This window comes from Paenibacillus sp. FSL H7-0942 (assembly GCF_045040715.1).
GTDB classification, from domain to species: domain Bacteria; phylum Bacillota; class Bacilli; order Paenibacillales; family Paenibacillaceae; genus Paenibacillus; species Paenibacillus amylolyticus.
In genome coordinates this window covers 2,505,949-2,524,758 of sequence record NZ_CP150279.1, presented here as the reverse complement: position 1 = coordinate 2,524,758, position 18,810 = coordinate 2,505,949, and the positions used below count along the sequence as shown (strand labels likewise).

General features: G+C 44.7%; 18 protein-coding genes. All 18 read right to left on the bottom strand.

Translation table 11 applies throughout. From position 1 onward, the window contains the following. Positions 1–37 precede the first annotated feature (37 nt). Positions 38–856 (bottom strand): flagellar basal body rod protein FlgG, encoded by an 819-nt coding sequence (gene flgG, locus MHI48_RS11395; protein ID WP_036609361.1) that lies wholly within the window; start codon positions 854–856, stop codon positions 38–40. Positions 857–937: 81 nt separating this feature from the next. Further along, a complete protein-coding gene (locus MHI48_RS11390) occupies positions 938–1,321 on the bottom strand; it encodes a TIGR02530 family flagellar biosynthesis protein (RefSeq protein WP_036609362.1) in 384 nt (127 codons plus the stop codon). Next, entirely contained in the window at positions 1,318–1,875 is a 558-nt protein-coding gene (locus MHI48_RS11385) for a flagellar hook capping FlgD N-terminal domain-containing protein (RefSeq protein ID WP_017689182.1), read from the bottom strand. Before MHI48_RS11385 ends, MHI48_RS11390 begins: the two co-directional genes overlap by 4 nt. A gap of 19 nt (positions 1,876–1,894) precedes the next feature. Beyond that, complete coding sequence (locus tag MHI48_RS11380; protein WP_051449694.1) at positions 1,895–3,283, bottom strand: flagellar hook-length control protein FliK; 1,389 nt, start codon at positions 3,281–3,283, stop codon at positions 1,895–1,897. Positions 3,284–3,323: 40 nt separating this feature from the next. Continuing rightward, entirely contained in the window at positions 3,324–4,265 is a 942-nt protein-coding gene (locus tag MHI48_RS11375) for a MotE family protein (protein ID WP_036670365.1), read from the bottom strand. Between the two features lie 14 nt (positions 4,266–4,279). After that, a complete protein-coding gene (gene fliJ / locus MHI48_RS11370) occupies positions 4,280–4,738 on the bottom strand; it encodes a flagellar export protein FliJ (RefSeq protein ID WP_405143970.1) in 459 nt (152 codons plus the stop codon). Positions 4,739–4,749: 11 nt separating this feature from the next. Next, a complete protein-coding gene (gene fliI / locus MHI48_RS11365) occupies positions 4,750–6,069 on the bottom strand; it encodes a flagellar protein export ATPase FliI (protein WP_036609365.1) in 1,320 nt (439 codons plus the stop codon). Continuing rightward, entirely contained in the window at positions 6,056–6,919 is an 864-nt protein-coding gene (locus tag MHI48_RS11360; RefSeq protein ID WP_036609366.1) for a FliH/SctL family protein, read from the bottom strand. The genes fliI and MHI48_RS11360 overlap by 14 nt, the downstream gene beginning before the upstream one ends. Then, on the bottom strand, positions 6,912–7,928 hold the full coding sequence (gene fliG, locus MHI48_RS11355) for a flagellar motor switch protein FliG (protein WP_036609368.1): 1,017 nt from the start codon (positions 7,926–7,928) through the stop codon (positions 6,912–6,914). The genes MHI48_RS11360 and fliG overlap by 8 nt, the downstream gene beginning before the upstream one ends. An 11-nt stretch (positions 7,929–7,939) precedes the next feature. Then, positions 7,940–9,523, bottom strand: a complete 1,584-nt coding sequence (gene fliF, locus MHI48_RS11350; protein ID WP_036609370.1) for a flagellar basal-body MS-ring/collar protein FliF — start codon at positions 9,521–9,523, stop codon at positions 7,940–7,942. Between the two features lie 137 nt (positions 9,524–9,660). Next, positions 9,661–9,972 (bottom strand): flagellar hook-basal body complex protein FliE, encoded by a 312-nt coding sequence (gene fliE, locus MHI48_RS11345; RefSeq protein ID WP_017689190.1) that lies wholly within the window; start codon positions 9,970–9,972, stop codon positions 9,661–9,663. A 58-nt stretch (positions 9,973–10,030) separates the two neighbouring features. Continuing rightward, positions 10,031–10,480, bottom strand: a complete 450-nt coding sequence (gene flgC / locus MHI48_RS11340) for a flagellar basal body rod protein FlgC (RefSeq protein WP_017689191.1) — start codon at positions 10,478–10,480, stop codon at positions 10,031–10,033. Positions 10,481–10,486: 6 nt separating this feature from the next. Next, positions 10,487–10,894, bottom strand: a complete 408-nt coding sequence (flgB, locus tag MHI48_RS11335) for a flagellar basal body rod protein FlgB (protein WP_036670359.1) — start codon at positions 10,892–10,894, stop codon at positions 10,487–10,489. Positions 10,895–11,881: 987 nt separating this feature from the next. Beyond that, a complete protein-coding gene (gene hslU, locus MHI48_RS11330; protein WP_047842474.1) occupies positions 11,882–13,282 on the bottom strand; it encodes an ATP-dependent protease ATPase subunit HslU in 1,401 nt (466 codons plus the stop codon). A 116-nt stretch (positions 13,283–13,398) separates the two neighbouring features. Next, a complete protein-coding gene (gene hslV / locus MHI48_RS11325; RefSeq protein ID WP_017689194.1) occupies positions 13,399–13,941 on the bottom strand; it encodes an ATP-dependent protease subunit HslV in 543 nt (180 codons plus the stop codon). A 26-nt stretch (positions 13,942–13,967) separates the two neighbouring features. Further along, the gene (gene trmFO / locus MHI48_RS11320) at positions 13,968–15,311 is read right to left on the bottom strand and encodes an FADH(2)-oxidizing methylenetetrahydrofolate--tRNA-(uracil(54)-C(5))-methyltransferase TrmFO (protein ID WP_370511405.1); all 1,344 of its coding nucleotides are present in this window, start codon (positions 15,309–15,311) and stop codon (positions 13,968–13,970) included. Between the two features lie 56 nt (positions 15,312–15,367). Beyond that, positions 15,368–17,467 carry a type I DNA topoisomerase gene (topA, locus tag MHI48_RS11315; RefSeq protein ID WP_036609379.1) on the bottom strand — a complete coding sequence of 700 codons (2,100 nt, stop codon included), beginning with the start codon at positions 17,465–17,467 and terminating at the stop codon, positions 15,368–15,370. Between the two features lie 116 nt (positions 17,468–17,583). After that, entirely contained in the window at positions 17,584–18,714 is a 1,131-nt protein-coding gene (gene dprA, locus MHI48_RS11310) for a DNA-processing protein DprA (protein WP_036609380.1), read from the bottom strand. Between the last annotated feature and the right edge of the window lie 96 nt (positions 18,715–18,810).

Below are 18,810 nucleotides of genomic sequence, written 5' to 3'. Positions count from 1 at the left end.
AAGCTCCCCCACGTTTTAAAAATTCATTAATCAGTTATTAACGTTTCAGGTTAACAACTTCCTGAAGTATTTCATCCGACGTTGTAATGATTCGGGAGTTTGCCTGGAATCCACGTTGAGCTACGATCATCTCAGTAAACTCTCCAGTCAGATCCACGTTAGACATCTCGAGCTGTCCAGCAATGATTGCTCCTGTTCCGTCCTCAGCACTGTTCGCTGTTAAAGGATCAAGAGTACCGTCAGGATTTGCGTTAGCTGTCATCCGGTATAGGTTACCCCCTATTTTTTCCAATCCTTCAGGGTTAACTACCTTCCCTATTCCAATTTGAGTATCGCCTTCGATTGTTCCATCAGCCATTGTCTGATTAATCATACCGTTCTGTCCGATTGTGAATGAAACAACATCATCCCCAATTGTAATGGGCTCTCCCTCACTACTTAAGACGAACAAACCATCTGAAGTTACAAGATTTCGAGCAGCATCAACATGGAAATCCCCTGCACGTGTCAAGTAAGGAATTTCCTGATCTCCACCCAGGGAGACAAGAAAAAAGCCATCTCCGTTAATACGTAAGTCTGTCGGATTGTTTGTAGTCATTGGGCTTCCTGCGAGATGCAGTGTATCTATAGATCCCACAGATACACCCAAACCGATTTGCTTTGCATTCACACCACCAGATGGAGCATCAGTTGGGGCAGTTACCCCTGCCGTAGTTTGGCTCATAATATCTTTGAACATAACCCGACTGCCTTTGAAGCCAACCGTGTTTACGTTCGCAATATTGTTACCAATTACGTCGAGTTTTGTTTGGAAACCCCGCATCCCGGAAACGCCTGAGTACATTGATTTCAACATTTTTAAAAATCCTCCCAGTCTTCATTTGGTTACCGCATCAGTCGGTCAGCGGCATTCCGGCTCCCGAGAAGGGCCAGCCGGTCAAGAAATGATTACGGCACTATCAATCTGAGTGAACACATTATTCTTCATGCTCTCACTATCCATAGCTGTAACCACAGTACGATTTTTGACATTGACGATAAAAGCCATATCCTGCATTAAAATCAATGACTCTTTGGCTCCTTTGGCAGCAGCTTTGTCCAAAGCAGAACCAATCTGTTCCATTTGCTCGGTCTTGAGTTCAATACCACGCTGTTCCAATCGTTTGGCAGCATGATTGCTCAATTTCAGAAGATTATCTTCCAGCACCTTTGCAAAAGGTTTTTCGGGTATAGCCGAAGCTTCTCCCGTTTTGGGTCTTTGAAGCATATTCGGTGTAATCGGGCCTGCGTATAATTGTCCAACCGTTATGCGATCACTCATATCGTTTTCCCGCTATCTTCTGTATCACCCGTTTCAGCGGATGATTCAACTTCCTGGCTCTCGTTCGTTTCAGGAGTTACATCCTGAACGTTCTGTACCGGAGTTTGACTCTCTTCTGCCTGTTTTGGATAATTCACCTGAATGATCTCATCCAGCTTAATCTCGTCGTTGCCCACTTTTGCGTATTGAACGCTATCTCTTACAATGATGGAATCTACAATACCCTGACGAAGAGTTCCGTTATCATCTTTATTAGAAGAAAGCCAACTTACCTCCATGCCAATCATACCGGATACAGCACCAAGGGACTGGTTCAATGTTTTAAGCTGCGTAGAAATATTGACCAGTTGTTCCACTGAGCTGAACTGTGCCATTTGAGCGATAAATTCCTTATCCTCCATTGGCTGCATCGGGTCTTGATTTTGCAGCTGGGTAATCAGGATTTTTAGAAACTGATCTTTACCCAATTCTTTTGTTGCAGCACTTGTGGTTGCTTTATTGGCTGCCGAATAGTTCGGCCAGGTATTATTCATTGAAACATTTTCATTAGCCATTTACTCACCTCATTTCTATTTAAGCCTCAGCACTAAACGTATCTCTCTGTAATTCGTTTCCTTCGACTTGCTCGCTACGCCAGTTACGCAATTCTTCTTGAATCCCTGCTGTAGCTATAGCATCATCCGATTGTTCCTCACGCTCACGCGAACGGCGTTGTTGCTGAGAGTTACTTCCCGGCTGACGGCCTCCGTCCTGATACATCTGTGATCCGATTGAACTGTTCTGGGTAACCTCAAGTCGTTCCACTTGAATTCCCTGGGCTTGAAGTGAAGAACGTAGCTGCGTCATTTGTTGTTCAAGCATGTCTTTAGCCATCGTATGTTCAGTCATAAACCGTGCAACCAACTGCCCGTTCTGCAAGGTAATTTGAACATCCAATTTACCTAGATGCTCAGGCCGAAGTGAGATGGTCGCCTCGGAAAATCCTTTTTGCTGGACAATATCCAGCTTATTAACAACAAACTGTGTCATTTCCTTGGCAAACTGTGATGTTTGCATTACAGGTTCAGCCGGTTTTCCTGCTGTAGTACCTGATGAACGCAAGGACAGCTCTCCTGCAGTAATGATGGTTGAGTGTTCCACTTCTCCACCTGCATTTGAAGTAGATGTTGTCTCAACCTCAGCTTTCACTTGGGTTCCAGAATTCGCCACTGCCGCAACAAGAACTTGTGGTACGACCGAATCCTGTTTGGATGTTTGAAGCCTAGTACTTGGAGCGACCTGTGCAATCTGATCCTTAACTGCAGTCAATGTATCCAGTATGGATTTCAGTTCAGTCCATCCTTTGTTACTAGTGGTATCCACTCCAGCCTCTTGAAGCTGACTCTGCAGAGATTGTAACAAATGTTTGAATTCAGGAGCGTTCTTCGCAACGTTACTCTCAGGATCATTCATTCCAGCTACTAATTGTGTAAGCATATCTTGCAGAACAAAACGTACTGCTGCCGGATGCTGCGACAGTTCAATTGCGGGTACTGTTTTTACGCTTTCCGCTCCGTTCGAAGACTCGTCGGAACCTTCTGCATTAGTACCTGAAGGATTAGTTAATTGTGTATACATCTGTTGAATCAGAGTTTGCATACCTGCAAGTAGAGCTGGGTCATTTTCCAAAGCTTCGTCAAGTGAATCCAAGTCCGTGAACAACGAATTCAGTATAGCTGTGATTGATGCCGCTTCTCCTTCTTCACTTGTAGCAAAGGAAAACAACAACGGATTGGCAGTTAAACTTCCAGTAGCGCTTGAACTATCACCTTCTGTGTTTCCTCCAGATAGCGATTGTGCAAGAGTTTGGAGAAATTCACCGCTAGCACCTGCAGCTGAACCTTTCGATTGTGCTCCGGTTGTCTGACCTGCTCCTGTTGCTTTTACAGTTGCTGTGGATGCCATTTGATATACAATCGACATTTTATTTTCACCTCCTCTCGGTTAAACAGTGTAATCCGATCTACTTGTTGCCCATTAATTTGTTCAAAATTTTTGCAGTTTCAACCGAGTCCTCTGAAGACATGTTCTCAAGCAATTGAGAGCGTGTTGCATCATCTACTGAATTCAGGATGGTCAATGTTTTGTCAGGACTTAACTTGTATGTTTCCAATAATAACTTGGCACCACTTGAAGCAGACATCGAAGCAAATGTTTGACTAAGCTGGTTTTTATCCAGGTTTTTGCTTGTGGTTGTGGATGCAGTTGAAGTTGCTGTGGTTTCTTTCTTCAATCTGGATTGCAGCGCATCCAGCGCCAGATCCCCGGACGGTTTGGCATCCTTCATCATCATGGTGACATCGGCTGCTGTTTTCGGGTCCATCTTTTCAAGCACCTTGGTCCGAGCAGATGACTGCATGGCATTCAACAACAATACCATTTCCTCATTCGTCATATTTTGCAAAATCGGTGCAGCTTTGCTTGGGCTCATGTCAGCATACATTTTAGCCAAATCTTTGATTTGTTTCTGATAATCAGATTCCGTTTCCGGCGTTGCTGCTGTAGCCGTTTCAGCCGCTTTTTCCGCATCATCCAACTTCTTCTGAAGGTCCGTGGCCTTCTTTGCTTCAGTTGTTGTCGCTTCCTGTGCTGCCTTGAGCTCTGTTTCTTTGGCAGTTACTTGGGATTTCAGCTTTTCGATTGTGGCTTCAGCACTTTCAACCTGCTGCTCACTCTTCTCCAGCTTCTCCTTCTCCGGATCCAGTACAGGATCAGGTACCCATTCCTTGACTACCGGTATCTTGTTGGCGAATTCAAACAAATTATTACGAATATCTACATTAAACAGCGTAAGTAGTACACCTAGCAATACTACGGTGAATACAATCGGGATTGAAATCATCAGAAACTTTTCCCAACCGCCTCCCGACTCTTTTTCCATGTCGCTATCATCTTTAACAGCCATCGTTTATTCCTCCTTCACGAGACAACTTCGCGTCCGGCTTTGGCAGCGAAGCGTACAGTAGCCATCTCGTCCAGATCGTTCTGTTCCCGGAGGAGCATCTCCTGCTGAAATTTGATCTTGGCCTTGTCTCTCGCTCCAAGCCATACTTTTTCATCAACCATCTTACCGTTCAGAAACGTCTGATTCCGTTGCACGTTGACCTGAGCATGTTTAACATCACTGTTTTTGCGTGAAATGCACTCGTCAAGATGATGTACATAACGCTGCATCTCCTGCAGACTGTTTACAGACGCTGTATTTTCCGTAGCAGATTGGATAATGCCGATCAGATTACTTCTATCATTAAGAAGTTGTATCAGATGTTCTTCCTCCGTCTGAAGTTTACCGATCGCTGTGGATAACATCCACTCTGCCTGTGTTTTTTCATTACTCTTCAGGTCAACAACTTTCTGGAAATGATATCGAAATTTCATCGTTTACCCATTCATCTCCTTGCAAATTCAAGAATCAAACGTTCCTGTACTTCACTTAAAGTGACTTTCTCGTCGACTTTCTGCTTGGTAAAGTTCCATATACTATCAATCTGGTCTATCGATTCATCTATGGCTGCATTTGATCCCCGCTGGTAAGCTCCAATATTGATCAAATCTTCCGATTCTTTGTACACAGCCATCAAACGTTTCATATTATTAACGGCTTCCAGCTGCTCTTCCGGAGCAATATCCTTCATAACACGGCTTATGCTGGCTAACACATCAATCGCTGGAAAATGACCTTTATTTGCAATGGATCGATTTAACACAATGTGTCCATCCAGAATACCCCTTACCGCATCCGCGATTGGTTCGTTCATGTCATCTCCATCAACCAGAACGGTGTAAAAGGCTGTAATCGAACCCGTAGGCCCTGTGCCTGCCCGTTCAAGCAGTTTGGGCAAACTTGCAAAAACCGATGGCGTATATCCTCTCATTGCCGGAGGTTCACCTACGGCCAGACCAACTTCCCTTTGTGCCATCGCATATCGAGTTACCGAATCCATCATGAGCATCACGTTCATTCCACGATCTCGGAAATACTCTGCAATAGTGGTCGCAATAACTGCTCCCTTAATCCGAATCAGGGCAGGCTGATCTGAAGTTGCAACAATGACTACGGAGCGTTCCAGTCCTTCCGGACCCAGATCCCGTTCAATAAAGTCGCGCACCTCACGTCCACGCTCACCCACAAGCGCGATGACATTGACATCTGCTGCTGTATTACGAGCAATCATGCCCATCAATGTACTCTTACCAACACCAGAACCGGCAAAAATACCTACACGCTGTCCCTTACCTACGGTCAACAATCCGTCGATAGCTCTTACACCAACACCCATCGTTTCAAGTACACGCGGACGATCCATTGGATTAACCGGTGTATTGGAGGTAGAGTACATCGGCATTCTGGATGGAAGGAGGGAACCGTCCAGCGGTTGTCCAAGTCCGTCCAATACTTTACCGAGCAATTCGGAGCCTACCTGAACGCCGAGTGGTTTACCCGTACCTACTACATCGCAACCAGGACCGATGGATTGAAGTTCACCCAGTGGCATAAGCAGCACTTTGTTATCTCGAAACCCAACAACTTCGGCCTGAAGAGGCTTAGCCGATTTACCAGGATAGATATAACATACGTCACCGATACTTGCATCTGGCCCTTCTGACTCCACCATAAGACCAATGACCTGAGTAACTTTGCCGTTAATACGAACAGGATCGAATTGGCGCAAATGTTCCATATATCGCTGTGAACTAAGAACCTTCATGTTGATTTTTTCGCTCCTCATCCTCAAGTGCTATGCGGACCAGTTCTTTTTTAATCTCAGCAAGCTGTGTATCAATTCTCGCATCTACACTTCCGAACGAAGAACGAATGACACATCCCTTATCTTTGACCGTTGAATCAGGCAAAATCTGCAATTCTGCCTGAGAGTCAATAGATAGAGACAATTCTTCACGAGCTGCCTGTACAAAAGTAAACTGATCAGGTGCCACACAGAGTGTGATCAAACCCTGCTCCCGTTTACGTGACAAACTCTGACGAATCAGTTCCAATGTATGATCGGGTTCAATGGTAAGTTGCTTATCAATGACTTTCTCAGCGATCCCGCAAGCGAGCTCCACGAGGAACGGTTCGGCTTCCTGAATGATCTGATCTTTAGCTACATAAGCTTCCTTGAGCACTTCCTGGGCTTCAATCATCATCTTTTCGATCTGCACCTGGAGATCCAGTTCAGCTTGTACTTTGCCTTCCTCAAAACCCTGTTGGAAACCTTGTGAACGAAGCGCTTCAGTCAGATGTTCATCCTGTTGTCGTTGTTCCTGCCACCAGCTGTCGATCTGTTCACGGGCCTCTTGAAGCATGCGCTCTGCCTCTTCTGAAGCTTCACGTACTTGCTTTTCTGCAAACTCCTTGGCATCTTCCAGCATTTCTGCGGTGAGACGTTGTGTTTCTTCGTCCACGCGTGCTTGAAGCGTTTCTGCCTCAGAACCTTCAGCACTATCACCGTATAATTCCGTTTCAGACTCCTCAGCACCACCATAATGATGATGATTTTCAAGTTTTTTACGGTCATCAACGGGTACATACTGGAAAGATTTAATCAAATTAGACAATGATATCATCTCCTCCACCGCGTGCGATAATGATCTCACCGGCTTCTTCCAATCTGCGTATCGTTCCTACGATACGTGTCTGAGCTTCCTCAACATCACGCAATCGCACAGGTCCCATGAATTCCATCTCTTCTTTGAATGTCTCGGACATCCGTTTCGACATATTCCGGAACACGGCATCCCGAACTTCTTCGCTTGCCACTTTGAGTGCCAACTGCAAATCTGCGTTGTCGATATCCCGAATAATGCGCTGAATCGAACGATCATCCACATTGACGATATCTTCGAATACAAACATGCGTTTTTTGATTTCCTCTGCAAGCTCTGGATCCTGAATTTCAAGCGAGTCCAAAATGGTACGTTCTGTACCCCGATCGACTCCGTTCAGAATCTGAACGATCGATTCGATACCACCTGCATTGGTGTAATCCTGCGTTACGGTAGAGGATAACTTCTGTTCCAGAACCCGCTCCACTTGAGAGATGACTTCCGGCGAAGTACTATCCATAACAGCCACCCGGCGAGCGACATCTGCCTGTTTCTCTTGTGGCAAGGATGATAGAATCGCTGCTGCCTGTTCGAATTGCAGGTAAGACAGAACCAGGGCAATCGTTTGCGGGCTTTCATTCTGAATAAAGTTCAAAATTTGATTCGGATCTGCTTTGCGCGCAAAGTCAAATGGTCTGACTTGCAGCGTAGCTGTCAAACGATTAATGACTTCAAGTGCTTTTGATGAACCCAGAGCTTTCTCCAGGATTTCTCTGGCGTAATTGATACCGCCCTGAGAGATATATTCCTGCGCCAGACAGATCTGGTGAAACTCGGCCATGATCATATCCTTTTCGGAAGAATCAACTTTGCGAACGTTGGCAATCTCCAACGTAAGTTGCTCAATCTCCTCATCACGCAGATGTTTGAATATCTGAGCCGATACTTCCGGACCTAATGTAATCAACAATATTGCTGCTTTTTGTTTGCCAGTCAAACCTTGACTGCTTGCCTTTGCCAATGCGCTCACCTCTATTCGTCAGCCAGCCATGTACGCAGCAGATTGACGAATTCGTCTGGCTTTTTCTTGGCCAAACTCTCCAATTGTTTGCGCACCTGACTTTCGTTCGTTACACTGTCCAGCGTAATGGACGGGAACTCTGTTGCTATTGGAAGAGGAATCTCTTCTTCTTCGACTTCGTTTTGTTTGCGGCGACGGCGTACTAACAAAATAACTACCGCTGCGATCAATGCCGCTATGAGTGCGCCTCCACCCCACATCATCGTTGAGGAAAGCTGGAAACCTGTATTGTCTGCAGAGGCAGTCTGGAAGCCTTGTGACATGACTGAAACTTTCTTTGTCAGATCGGCGTCACTTATTACAGTGCCTGAGTCTGCCAGTGAAGCACGAACAATGTTAACCAAAATGTTCTCAATTGCGTCCTGAACCGGTCCCTGTAATTCTGTTTCTCCATTCGGTGGTTCAACTGCAACGTTAATGGTTAAGTCTTTTACAGTATACGGACTGGAAATAATATCCTTAGCGATTCGATTAACATCGTAGTTTATAGTGCTTGATGATTCTTCGGAGGTAGAGTTACCGGTTGCATCAGATGATGGGTAACCCGGAACTTCCTCTTGTCCTGTGCCAGCAACACCACCTGTTGGATTGCTTGCGCCAGTGTAGCTCTTTTGAATCTCCTGCACACTGATCTCGATGCCTTTCATATTATCTACATCAACAGGTGTGACCAGATTTTCCTTACGTGTTTCTTTGTCAAAATTAAGCTTGGAGGCTACCAAAACATTAACTTTGTCTTCGCCTACAATCTGGGAAAGGAATTGTTTTACGTTATTACGGACATCGTTTTCAAACTTTTTCTGTAGTGCCATGTTCTCTTGAACTTCGGAAGACAACCCGCCACTGCCACCTCGGGCAGTTGGGATCAATTCTGCTTCATCTGTGTTTGTAATTGTGATGTTCTCAACAGGCAGATTAGGAATTGCAGTCTTAACCAAGTTAAAGTAGCCATCTACCGCTGCCTGATTTGGATGATAACCCGGTTTGAATTGGAGAGCTACCGATGCTGATGCTTTGTCTTGTTCTTCCAAACCAGCAAAGATGTTATCTTTCGGCATATTAACCAGTACTTTAGCATCCTGTATCCCTTGCATCCGCTGAAGTAACTGTTCAACTTCTCCGTTTATAGCGTTGTTGTACTTTACATCAAACTCTTTATCCGTCATCCCGATGGGGGATGATGACTCCTCGAATGACTTATACCCTAATGAACCATTCTGAATAATCCCTTGAGATCCAACATTCACTTTTGCAATTGCAACACTTGTACTCGGTACGGATATGGTCTTGCCATCTGAACTTAATTTGTATGGAATGCTAGATGAATCGAGATAACTGATCACGCCCGCTGAATCACTTGCATTCAAATCTGTAAAAGCAACTTCATATTCCGTTTTGGACAATTGCATCGTGAGTACAACTGCAGCCAAAATCAGGAACAGGAAGGTGGATATAAATAATACTTTTTGCTTTTTGCTAAAACTATTCCAATACTGGGATGCCTTATCCCTGTACTGGGCGATTCTCTCATTCACTCTGTCACCCCATCCGAAACTTTGCTTAGTCTGTCCTTACTCAACCCTAGCCGTTTCATAGGTTGACGATCAGGAGCAGCATCGCAGCTGCTTTGTTGTAATGATCAGCGCTATTATCGAAGCGCAAGTAGGTTATTTTATAACTGCGTTCGCATAACTTCTTGGTATGCTTCGACCACTTTGTTTCGGACTTGAGTTGTGAGTTGTAGGCTTAACAAGGCCTGTTCGGAAGCAATCATCACCTGATCCACATTCGCTTTGCCGACCAAAAATTGATTCGACATTTCATGCGATTGAGCCTCCTGTGCTGCAACGGACCCTAATGCATTCTGTAAGTATGTACCGAAGCTCTGAATGGTTTCGGCTGGTGTAGAAGGCTTACTTTCGGTTGCACTCTTCATCTGTAGCGGTTGTATCCCCTGTGTGCTAAACATGTTGTTCTGAATCATTAATGTCCCTCCCCTTCATCCCTGGTTTGTATTTTTCTTATTTTCATTTCTAAGCAGATTATCTTCCAATCTCCAAAGCTTTGGAGATCATCGCTTTGGTTGAATTCAGTGCTGTTACGTTTGCTTCATATGAACGCGAAGCAGAGATCATGTCGACCATTTCTTTCGCAATATCTACATTAGGCATAAATACATATCCTTCTGCGTTTGCATCCGGATGAGAAGGGTCATACACAGGCTTCAGAGGTGACTGATCCTCGCGAATCTCCGTTACTCTTACGCCATCTCCTGAACCGCTACCTCTCATCTGATTTTGCAGCATCGTACCAAATGACGTTTTATTCGGCTCAAGCACAACCATTTTACGTTTGTAAGGGACCGCTTCACCATTGGATACGCTCGCGCGCGTAGTCTCTGCGTTGGCAATGTTGGAAGATATTACGTCCATCCGCAACCGTTGGGCTGTCAGAGCTGAGCTACTGATACTAAAACTATTACTAATGTTCAATTTAGGTTATCTCCCTTCCACGCCAACACGCATGATTTTAATTTGTTCGTTCACTTGCTGAATATAAGCGTTATAACGTAACTGATTCTCCGCCAGAAGACTCATTTCTCTGTCTATATCGACATTGTTTTCGTTGTTATTCATGGAGGTTGACTGGTCCATATTAACTACTGGCGTGGGTACGGAAGAGGAAGGACCTATGACAAAATGCCTTGCATCAGTTACTTTACCCTTAAGAACAGGCATATCTCCATTCATTTGCCCTTGCAACATTTCTTCAAAAGAAACGTCCGAGCGCTTGAAATACGGGGTGTCGGCGTTCGCGATGTTGTCAGCAATTGTTCGTTGTCTGATATTGGACGCATCGAGTGCACCTTGTAATCTTTTAAAGCTGATATCGTTTAAAAGATTCACAATCTCCCTCCTCTCTTTAGAAGTTATGGAAAAAGATTGTATCTTTTCCCTTAAAAATTCTTATGTTTTTTTCGACAAAAACATTCGTCTTTACACGGTTTTCTAGGACTTAAGTAGAATTAACTCTGATGTTGTCGTATAACATAAGTTTCTTCGAGTTTGGGATTTATTACAATAAGAAAAAAGCCCTATCTTTTCTGAAAGACGGGGCTTTTTGTGTATTTTCTGCAAATTATGAATTTTTTCGTAAATGTTCGGGCCCAAAACAAAAGTATGTTAATACTCTCCCTTATTGTTCTTTAACATTCTTAAAATAAAAAAAAAAATTCGAGTCTCAGCATGAGCTTATAACGCCCGTAATTATGTATATTTCCGAATATTTCATAGTTGATAATGTTAGAATTTTTTGCCGTCATACTAAGGGTTTAAGGACAATATGATAGGTATACATACAAAGCTGTATATTAATCAATTGACAAATTATCTTTCAAGAATAAAGAAAACTCGTCTTGCCCACACAACACTTTCTTAACAATTCAGTGGGGTCTATATATTTTAATTTTAAGAAAACAATTAGTGGCTTCAAACTTTTCAACAATTCATCATTTTGCGCATTTACGCAACATTTACCAATCTGTCGACTAAACCGATGACCAGACTTGGAATAAGGAAAATTCTTTTAATGGGAATCATTGGGTATGGAATGGAAGAATAACTACCACTCCGATAGGTTTTAACTCCGGATACATGCGGCACAAGTCCTAGGTTTTGTCGATCCGTATAACAACCACACATCTTTTATCGGTTGTAACATCAAAATCCTTTAGATAGAAACAAAAATAAACGATATGCGTTAAGTAAGAGGGCCTTTGTGATTCGTTAAAGGATCGCTTCCCTTTGTCGATCACACAAATGTTCTCTACTCTCTTGCATACCGTTCATTTATAACATCATTTTAACAACTACATTACTAGCCGCAGCCGCATGTTACAGGATATACTGACTCAAATCACGATCAAGCGCAATATCATTTAATTTCTCCCGGACATACTCCGGAGTAATCACCATACGTTCCAGTGTAAGCTCAGGTGCCTCAAAGGATAAATCCTCCAAAAGCTTCTCAAGAATCGTATGCAATCGACGTGCACCTATATTTTCTGTATTTTGATTGACGGATTCAGCCAATTTGGCAATCTCGCGAATAGCCTCATCCGAGAACTCAATCTCAATATTCTCTGTGCGCAACAGATCAACATACTGCTTGGTCAGTGCATTTTGGGGTTCAGTCAGAATGGATACAAACTCCTCCAGTGTTAGACTGCTTAGTTCCACACGAATTGGGAAGCGTCCCTGAAGCTCAGGAATCAAATCAGAGGGTTTGGCGACATGGAATGCGCCAGCTGCCATAAACAGAATATAATCCGTTTTGACAGGGCCATATTTCGTCATCACTGTAGAGCCCTCTACGATAGGCAGAATGTCACGTTGCACACCCTCACGGGATACATCGGGTCCACTACCGCGTCCTTGACTGGCAACCTTGTCGATTTCATCTATGAAAATGATACCTGTCTGCTCCGCCCGGCGAATGGACTCTTGTGTAACATCATCCATATCGATCAATTTGCCTGCTTCTTCCTGGATCAACACTTTGCGAGCTTCTTTGATAGCGAGCTTGCGCTTTTTCGTACGACGAGGCAACAAGCTACCAAACATCTCCTGCATGTTCATGCCCATCTGATCATTACCTTGACCAGCAAACATGTCCATCATGTTAGGCGCAGTGTCTTCGACATCAATCTCAATGATGTCATCCTCCAACTTGCCGGACAACAGATCAAACTTGATCTTACGGCGGCGTTCGGCAACCCCGGTATCTGGTTCTGGCTCATCCTGTTCCTGAACGTTGTTGCCATTATTACCAAAGATCATCTCAAAGGGATTACGCTGACTCTTGGACTTAGACTGTGAAGGAGCCAAAATATGTACAATTCGCTCATTGGCAGCTTCTTCAGCTTTGTCCTTCACTTTTTCAGTCCGCTCCAGCTTCACCATCCGCAGTGATGTCTCAATCAGATCACGCACCATCGATTCAACGTCACGGCCAACGTAACCTACTTCAGTGAACTTGGTAGCTTCCACTTTCACAAATGGCGCACCTACCAGTTTAGCAAGGCGACGGGCGATTTCCGTTTTACCCACACCGGTAGGTCCAATCATCAAGATATTTTTAGGCACAATGTCGTCCTGAGTGTGCTCAGGCAAAAGGCTACGCCGATATCGATTACGAAGGGCTACAGCTACCGATTTTTTAGCTTTCTTTTGACCTACAATATACTTGTCAAGCTCTGCAACAATCTGTCTCGGTGTTAACGCTTGAGTATTCATATTGCTTCCCTCCTACCAGTATGTTGAATTTATTTTTCCTAACAAGGACAAAGAATCCCCTAGACGTCCTGGAGCAGATTACAGAATCATGCTCCACTACGGGAGATTTCTTTGGCTTATAACTCTTCTACAATAATATTATTATTGGTATATACACATAGCTCCGAGGCAATCTGAAGTGATTCACGCGCAATATCTTTCGCTTCCAGGTTTACTGCATGACGTTTCAACGCACGCGCAGCAGATAAGGCAAAGTTTCCACCTGATCCGATAGCAATAACGTCATCATCCGGTTCAATTATCTCCCCGCCGCCTGAAATGAGCAGCATACCTGATTTGTCCATCACAATCAACAGTGCCTCAAGCTTACGCAAGATCCGATCCTGACGCCAATCCTTGGCAAGCTCTACAGCAGCACGTTGCAAGTTACCATGGTGCTCCTCGAGCTTACCTTCGAATTTCTCAAACAGGGTGATCGCATCCGCCACAGAACCAGCAAAGCCAGCAACAACCTGTCCGCGGTACAAACGTCTTACCTTCTTGGCTGTATTCTTCATCACAACACTTTGGCCCATGGTCACCTGACCATCTCCTGCGATTGCAGCCTTACCATTATGACGAACAGCACAGATCGTTGTAGCATGAAATGACATATCCATGATATCAGCATCCTCCCACGAATAATTTATACGCGTTCCGGAACAGTTAGACCTTCTGCCGCAGCAAAACTGGTGATGCCATCCAGGGCACGCTGTGCAAGAGCTTCATTTTTTTCCTTTTTGTTACGAATCTTCGTTTCAAGCTTCGGCAGCAAACCAAAGTTTGCGTTCATTGGTTGGAAGTGCTTGAAGTCAGCAGTTGTAATATACTGAGCCATACTGCCAAGTGTTGTTTCTACGGGCAATACCACCAGTTCCTGCCCAAGTGCTGCTTTGGCTGCGTTCATGCCGGCAATCAGCCCTGATGCAGCAGATTCCACATATCCTTCTACACCCGTCATCTGACCTGCAAAGAACAGGTTTGGACGCTCTTTAAACTGATACGTCGGAAGAAGCAGTTTAGGAGAGTTAATAAATGTATTACGGTGCATTACGCCATAACGAACGAACTCTGCATTTTCAAGTCCAGGAATAAGGGAAAAGACACGTTTCTGTTCTCCCCATTTCAGATGCGTCTGGAAGCCCACCAAGTTATACAGGGTTCCAGCTGCATTGTCCTGTCTAAGCTGAACAACCGCATGTGGCAACTCTCCTGTATGAGGGTTAACCAGACCTACCGGTTTCATCGGACCAAACAGAGCCGTCTGTTTTCCGCGTTTCATCATCACTTCGATTGGCATACAGCCTTCAAAGTAGATTTCTTTCTCGAACTCTTTCAATTGAGCGACTTCAGCAGTAATGAGAGCTTCATAGAAGACATCAAACTCTTCTTCTGTCATCGGACAGTTCAGATATGCCGCTTCACCCTTATCATAACGGGAAGCCAGATACACTTTATTCATATCAATTGAATCTTTTTCGATGATCGGTGCAGCTGCATCATAGAAGTAGAAATACTCTTCCCCCATTAGTGCCTTGATTTGCTCAGACAAGGCAGGTGAGGTCAGCGGCCCCGTTGCAACAACAACGATGCCATCTTCCGGCAGAGAAGTTAATTCCTCATTCACCACTTCGATGAGCGGATGCTGGTGCAACGTGGATGTAATCTCACCTGAAAATCCATCCCGGTCCACAGCAAGTGCCCCACCTGCGGGAACTGCATGTTTGTCTGCTGCTGACAATACGAGAGAATTGAGCATTCTCATTTCTTCTTTTAACACACCCACTGCATTGGTCAATCCATTCGCACGAAGCGAGTTGCTACATACCAGTTCTGCAAATTTATCCGTATGATGGGCTGGCGTTTTCACAACAGGTCTCATCTCGTATAATTTCACGCGTACGCCGCGACTTGCAATCTGCCAGGCCGCTTCTGTTCCTGCCAGCCCGGCACCAATAACGGTTACTTGTTGTTCATTCGTCAAAATCATTTACCCCCATAAAGCAATTTCATATTTCACTATAATTGTATTGATTCACATATATACTAATCTGCTGATTCGTCATCCGGTTCATCCACCGGCTCCTGATGATCACATGAAGTACACTGCAATCGTGCTCCCTTTTTGTTCCGCTTTTCAATCATTAGCGATCCGCAACTTGGACATGGTTTGGCTGAAGGTCTGTCCCATGAGACAAAATCACATTCAGGATATTTGTCACAACCGTAGAAAATACGTCCTTTTTTGCTACGACGCTCAACAACATGACCTTCCTTACACTTCGGACAAGTCACGCCGATATCCTTGATAATCGGTTTGGTATTCCGGCAATCAGGGAAGCCCGAGCACGCAAGAAACTTGCCAAAACGTCCGAGTTTATAAACCAGCGGTTTGCCGCACTTCTCACAGATCTCATCGGATACTTCGTCTTCAATCTCGATTTCTTTCATTTCTTCTTCCGCAAACTCAAGGCGTTTCTCAAAAGATTCATAGAATTCTGCGAGTACCTTGACCCAATCCTCCGAACCTTCCTCCACATGGTCAAGATCACCTTCCATGTTTGCGGTGAACTCTACATTCAGGATTTCCGGGAAAAACTCTTCCATCTGTTCGATGACCAGTTCACCCAGCTCGGTCGGCATGAATTTCTTTTCCTCAATTGCAACATATCCGCGCTTCTGAATGGTCTCCAGTGTTGGCGCATATGTACTCGGACGCCCTATACCCAATTCCTCAAGCGTCTTAACCAACCTTGCCTCCGTATATCGGGGTGGCGGTTGTGTAAAATGCTGTTTTGGCTCAATCTCCTGCTTCTCAAGCACATCTCCACTTTTCAACGGGGGCAACAGACGATCTTCATCGGTTGTACCATCGTCGTTTCCTTCAACATATACCTTCATGAAACCTTGGAATCGTACCTTCGAACCTGCTGCACGGAAAATGGTGTCCCCCGCAGCAATATCTACAGAGAGTGTATCCAGGATAGCCGAAGACATCTGGCTCGCAACAAAACGTTCCCATACCAGTTTGTACAACCGGAACTGATCGCGACTCATGAATGACTTGATTGAGTCAGGGTCACGCAGAATTGAAGTTGGACGAATCGCTTCATGCGCATCCTGAGCATTAGCTGCTTTTTTGGAATAGTTTCGTGGAGTCTCAGGTGCAAATGGCTCACCATACTTACCAACGATATATTCTTTGGCTTCTTCTTGTGCAGATGCCGCAATTCGTGTGGAGTCCGTACGCATATACGTGATGAGACCTACTGTGCCTTCTTTTCCAAGGTCTACACCTTCATATAGTTGTTGGGCGACCGACATCGTCTTGGAAGCTCTGAAATTCAATTTACGCGCCGCTTCCTGTTGCAGAGAACTTGTCGTAAACGGGGCGGAGGGATTACGGCTCCGTTCTTTCTCTTTAACTTCCTTGATCGTAAAGTCTGCACCTTCGATCTGTTTCAGGATCGCTTGCACTTCCTCTTCACTGCCCAGCTCTGTTTTGGCCCCGTTCAGTTTATGAAACTTGGCTTCAAACGGATTGCCGTCTGCTGTCAGCTTGGCGGTAATGCTCCAGTATTCTTCCGGCTCAAAATCATCAATTTCATTTTCACGATCTAAAATGATTTTAACAGCCACGGACTGAACCCGGCCTGCAGACAAACCTTTTTTCACTTTCTTCCATAATAACGGACTAATTTTATATCCAACGAGCCGATCCAGAATACGTCTTGCCTGCTGCGCGTTAACCAAATCCATATTGATTTTCCGCGGCGTTTTGAACGCATCTTTGACCGCCTGTTTTGTAATTTCATTAAATACTACCCGGCAATCTGCCGTATCGTCCAGTTCAAGGGCATGGGCCAAATGCCATGCGATAGCCTCACCTTCGCGATCCGGGTCAGCTGCGAGATACACTTTTTTCACTTTCTTCCGTGCATCCTTCAGTTCTTTCAAAATTGAACCTTTGCCGCGGATCGTAATATATTTCGGATTAAAATCATTCTCTACCTCAACGCCGATCTGACTCTTTGGCAAATCGCGAATATGCCCCATCGAAGCTTTTACGATGAACTTGCTGCCTAAATATTTGCCTATCGTCTTCGCCTTTGAGGGCGACTCCACGATTACGAGTGCATCCGCCATAGGTTCATCCTCCTCTCAGTCATGAAACTGTCATGAAACTGTTTCTGTAAGCTTATGCATAGTTAATAACTTCTGCTAATTATATATTTCCACGCACTACGTAAGTTGTAGCTTCGTCATACCCTCGCGTATTTAGTGCCTGGTAATTGGCTAATCTGCTTTTTTATGATTAAAGATAACAGAACTGAATGCAAATGTCCAAAATCCCAACCAAGCAGCTCAACCAGTTGATCCAATGATTGTTCTCCCTGTTCCAACAGATAAATCACACGTTGTTCATCTGGAGAGAGCTTAACCTCAGCGAATATCCCACGCCTGGAAGGCTCGCTTGTTTCGGTCGAACGTCCTCTATTGTAAGGAAGTTGTTCTGCATTTGGCAAGCCCAATCGATACTCTTCCAATACATCTGCTGCACAAGTGACCAATTTGGCCCCTTGACGGATAAGATTGTGTGCTCCCCGACTTTTCGGCGATGTAATAGGTCCAGGGACTGCAAATACATCCCTGCCTGCTTCAAGCGCAGCATCTGCTGTAATGAGTGAACCACTGCGAATGTCAGCCTCAACAACCAATGTTCCCAGTGTCAGACCGGCAATGATTCGATTCCGTTCCGGAAATAATCCCTGGCGCGCTCTCGTACCTGGTGGATATTCCGACAAAAGCAGCCCTGTCTCCGCGATTCGTTCAGCGAGGCTTGTATTTTCGGGTGGGTATATATTATCAATCCCTGTTCCAAATACTGCAATCGTTTTTCCTTTGGCACGTAGTACTGCCTCATGACATACGCTATCAATACCGCGGGCAAGCCCGCTTACAATCGTCAGTCCTGCATTGCATAATTGCTCTGCAAGCTTTTCTCCAACTTTGCGCCCATACACGGTTGGCATACGAGTTCCCACCATGGCAATAGACGAATTGTGAAGCAAACTAACATCCCCTCGAGCATACATTACCCAGGGAGGCTGAACGGTTTCCTTCATTAATATGGGATAATTCTGATCCAGATAAGTAATAACCTCTATCCCCTGATTGTAAACGTGTTCTCTTTTACTCTCGATCCAGTCGATAGTAAATTGGCTAGCCAAACGTGCAGCTTGATCTTTGCGCAAGCCTGCTGCGACCCAGTCGCTTTCCCCATAATTCAATAGTTCGGGTAATTCATGTTGTCCCAGAATCAGTTTCGAGATTGTTTTCTTTCCAATGCCCTCCATCTCATGTAACCCAAACAAGATCCATCTTTCTTTCATACCATAAACCTCCCAAAGCGGGAAGAGATCTTCCCTCATATTGTGTGTTAAGTGACCACGGAATGCAAGCGTTTACGCAGATGAGAGACAATTCCT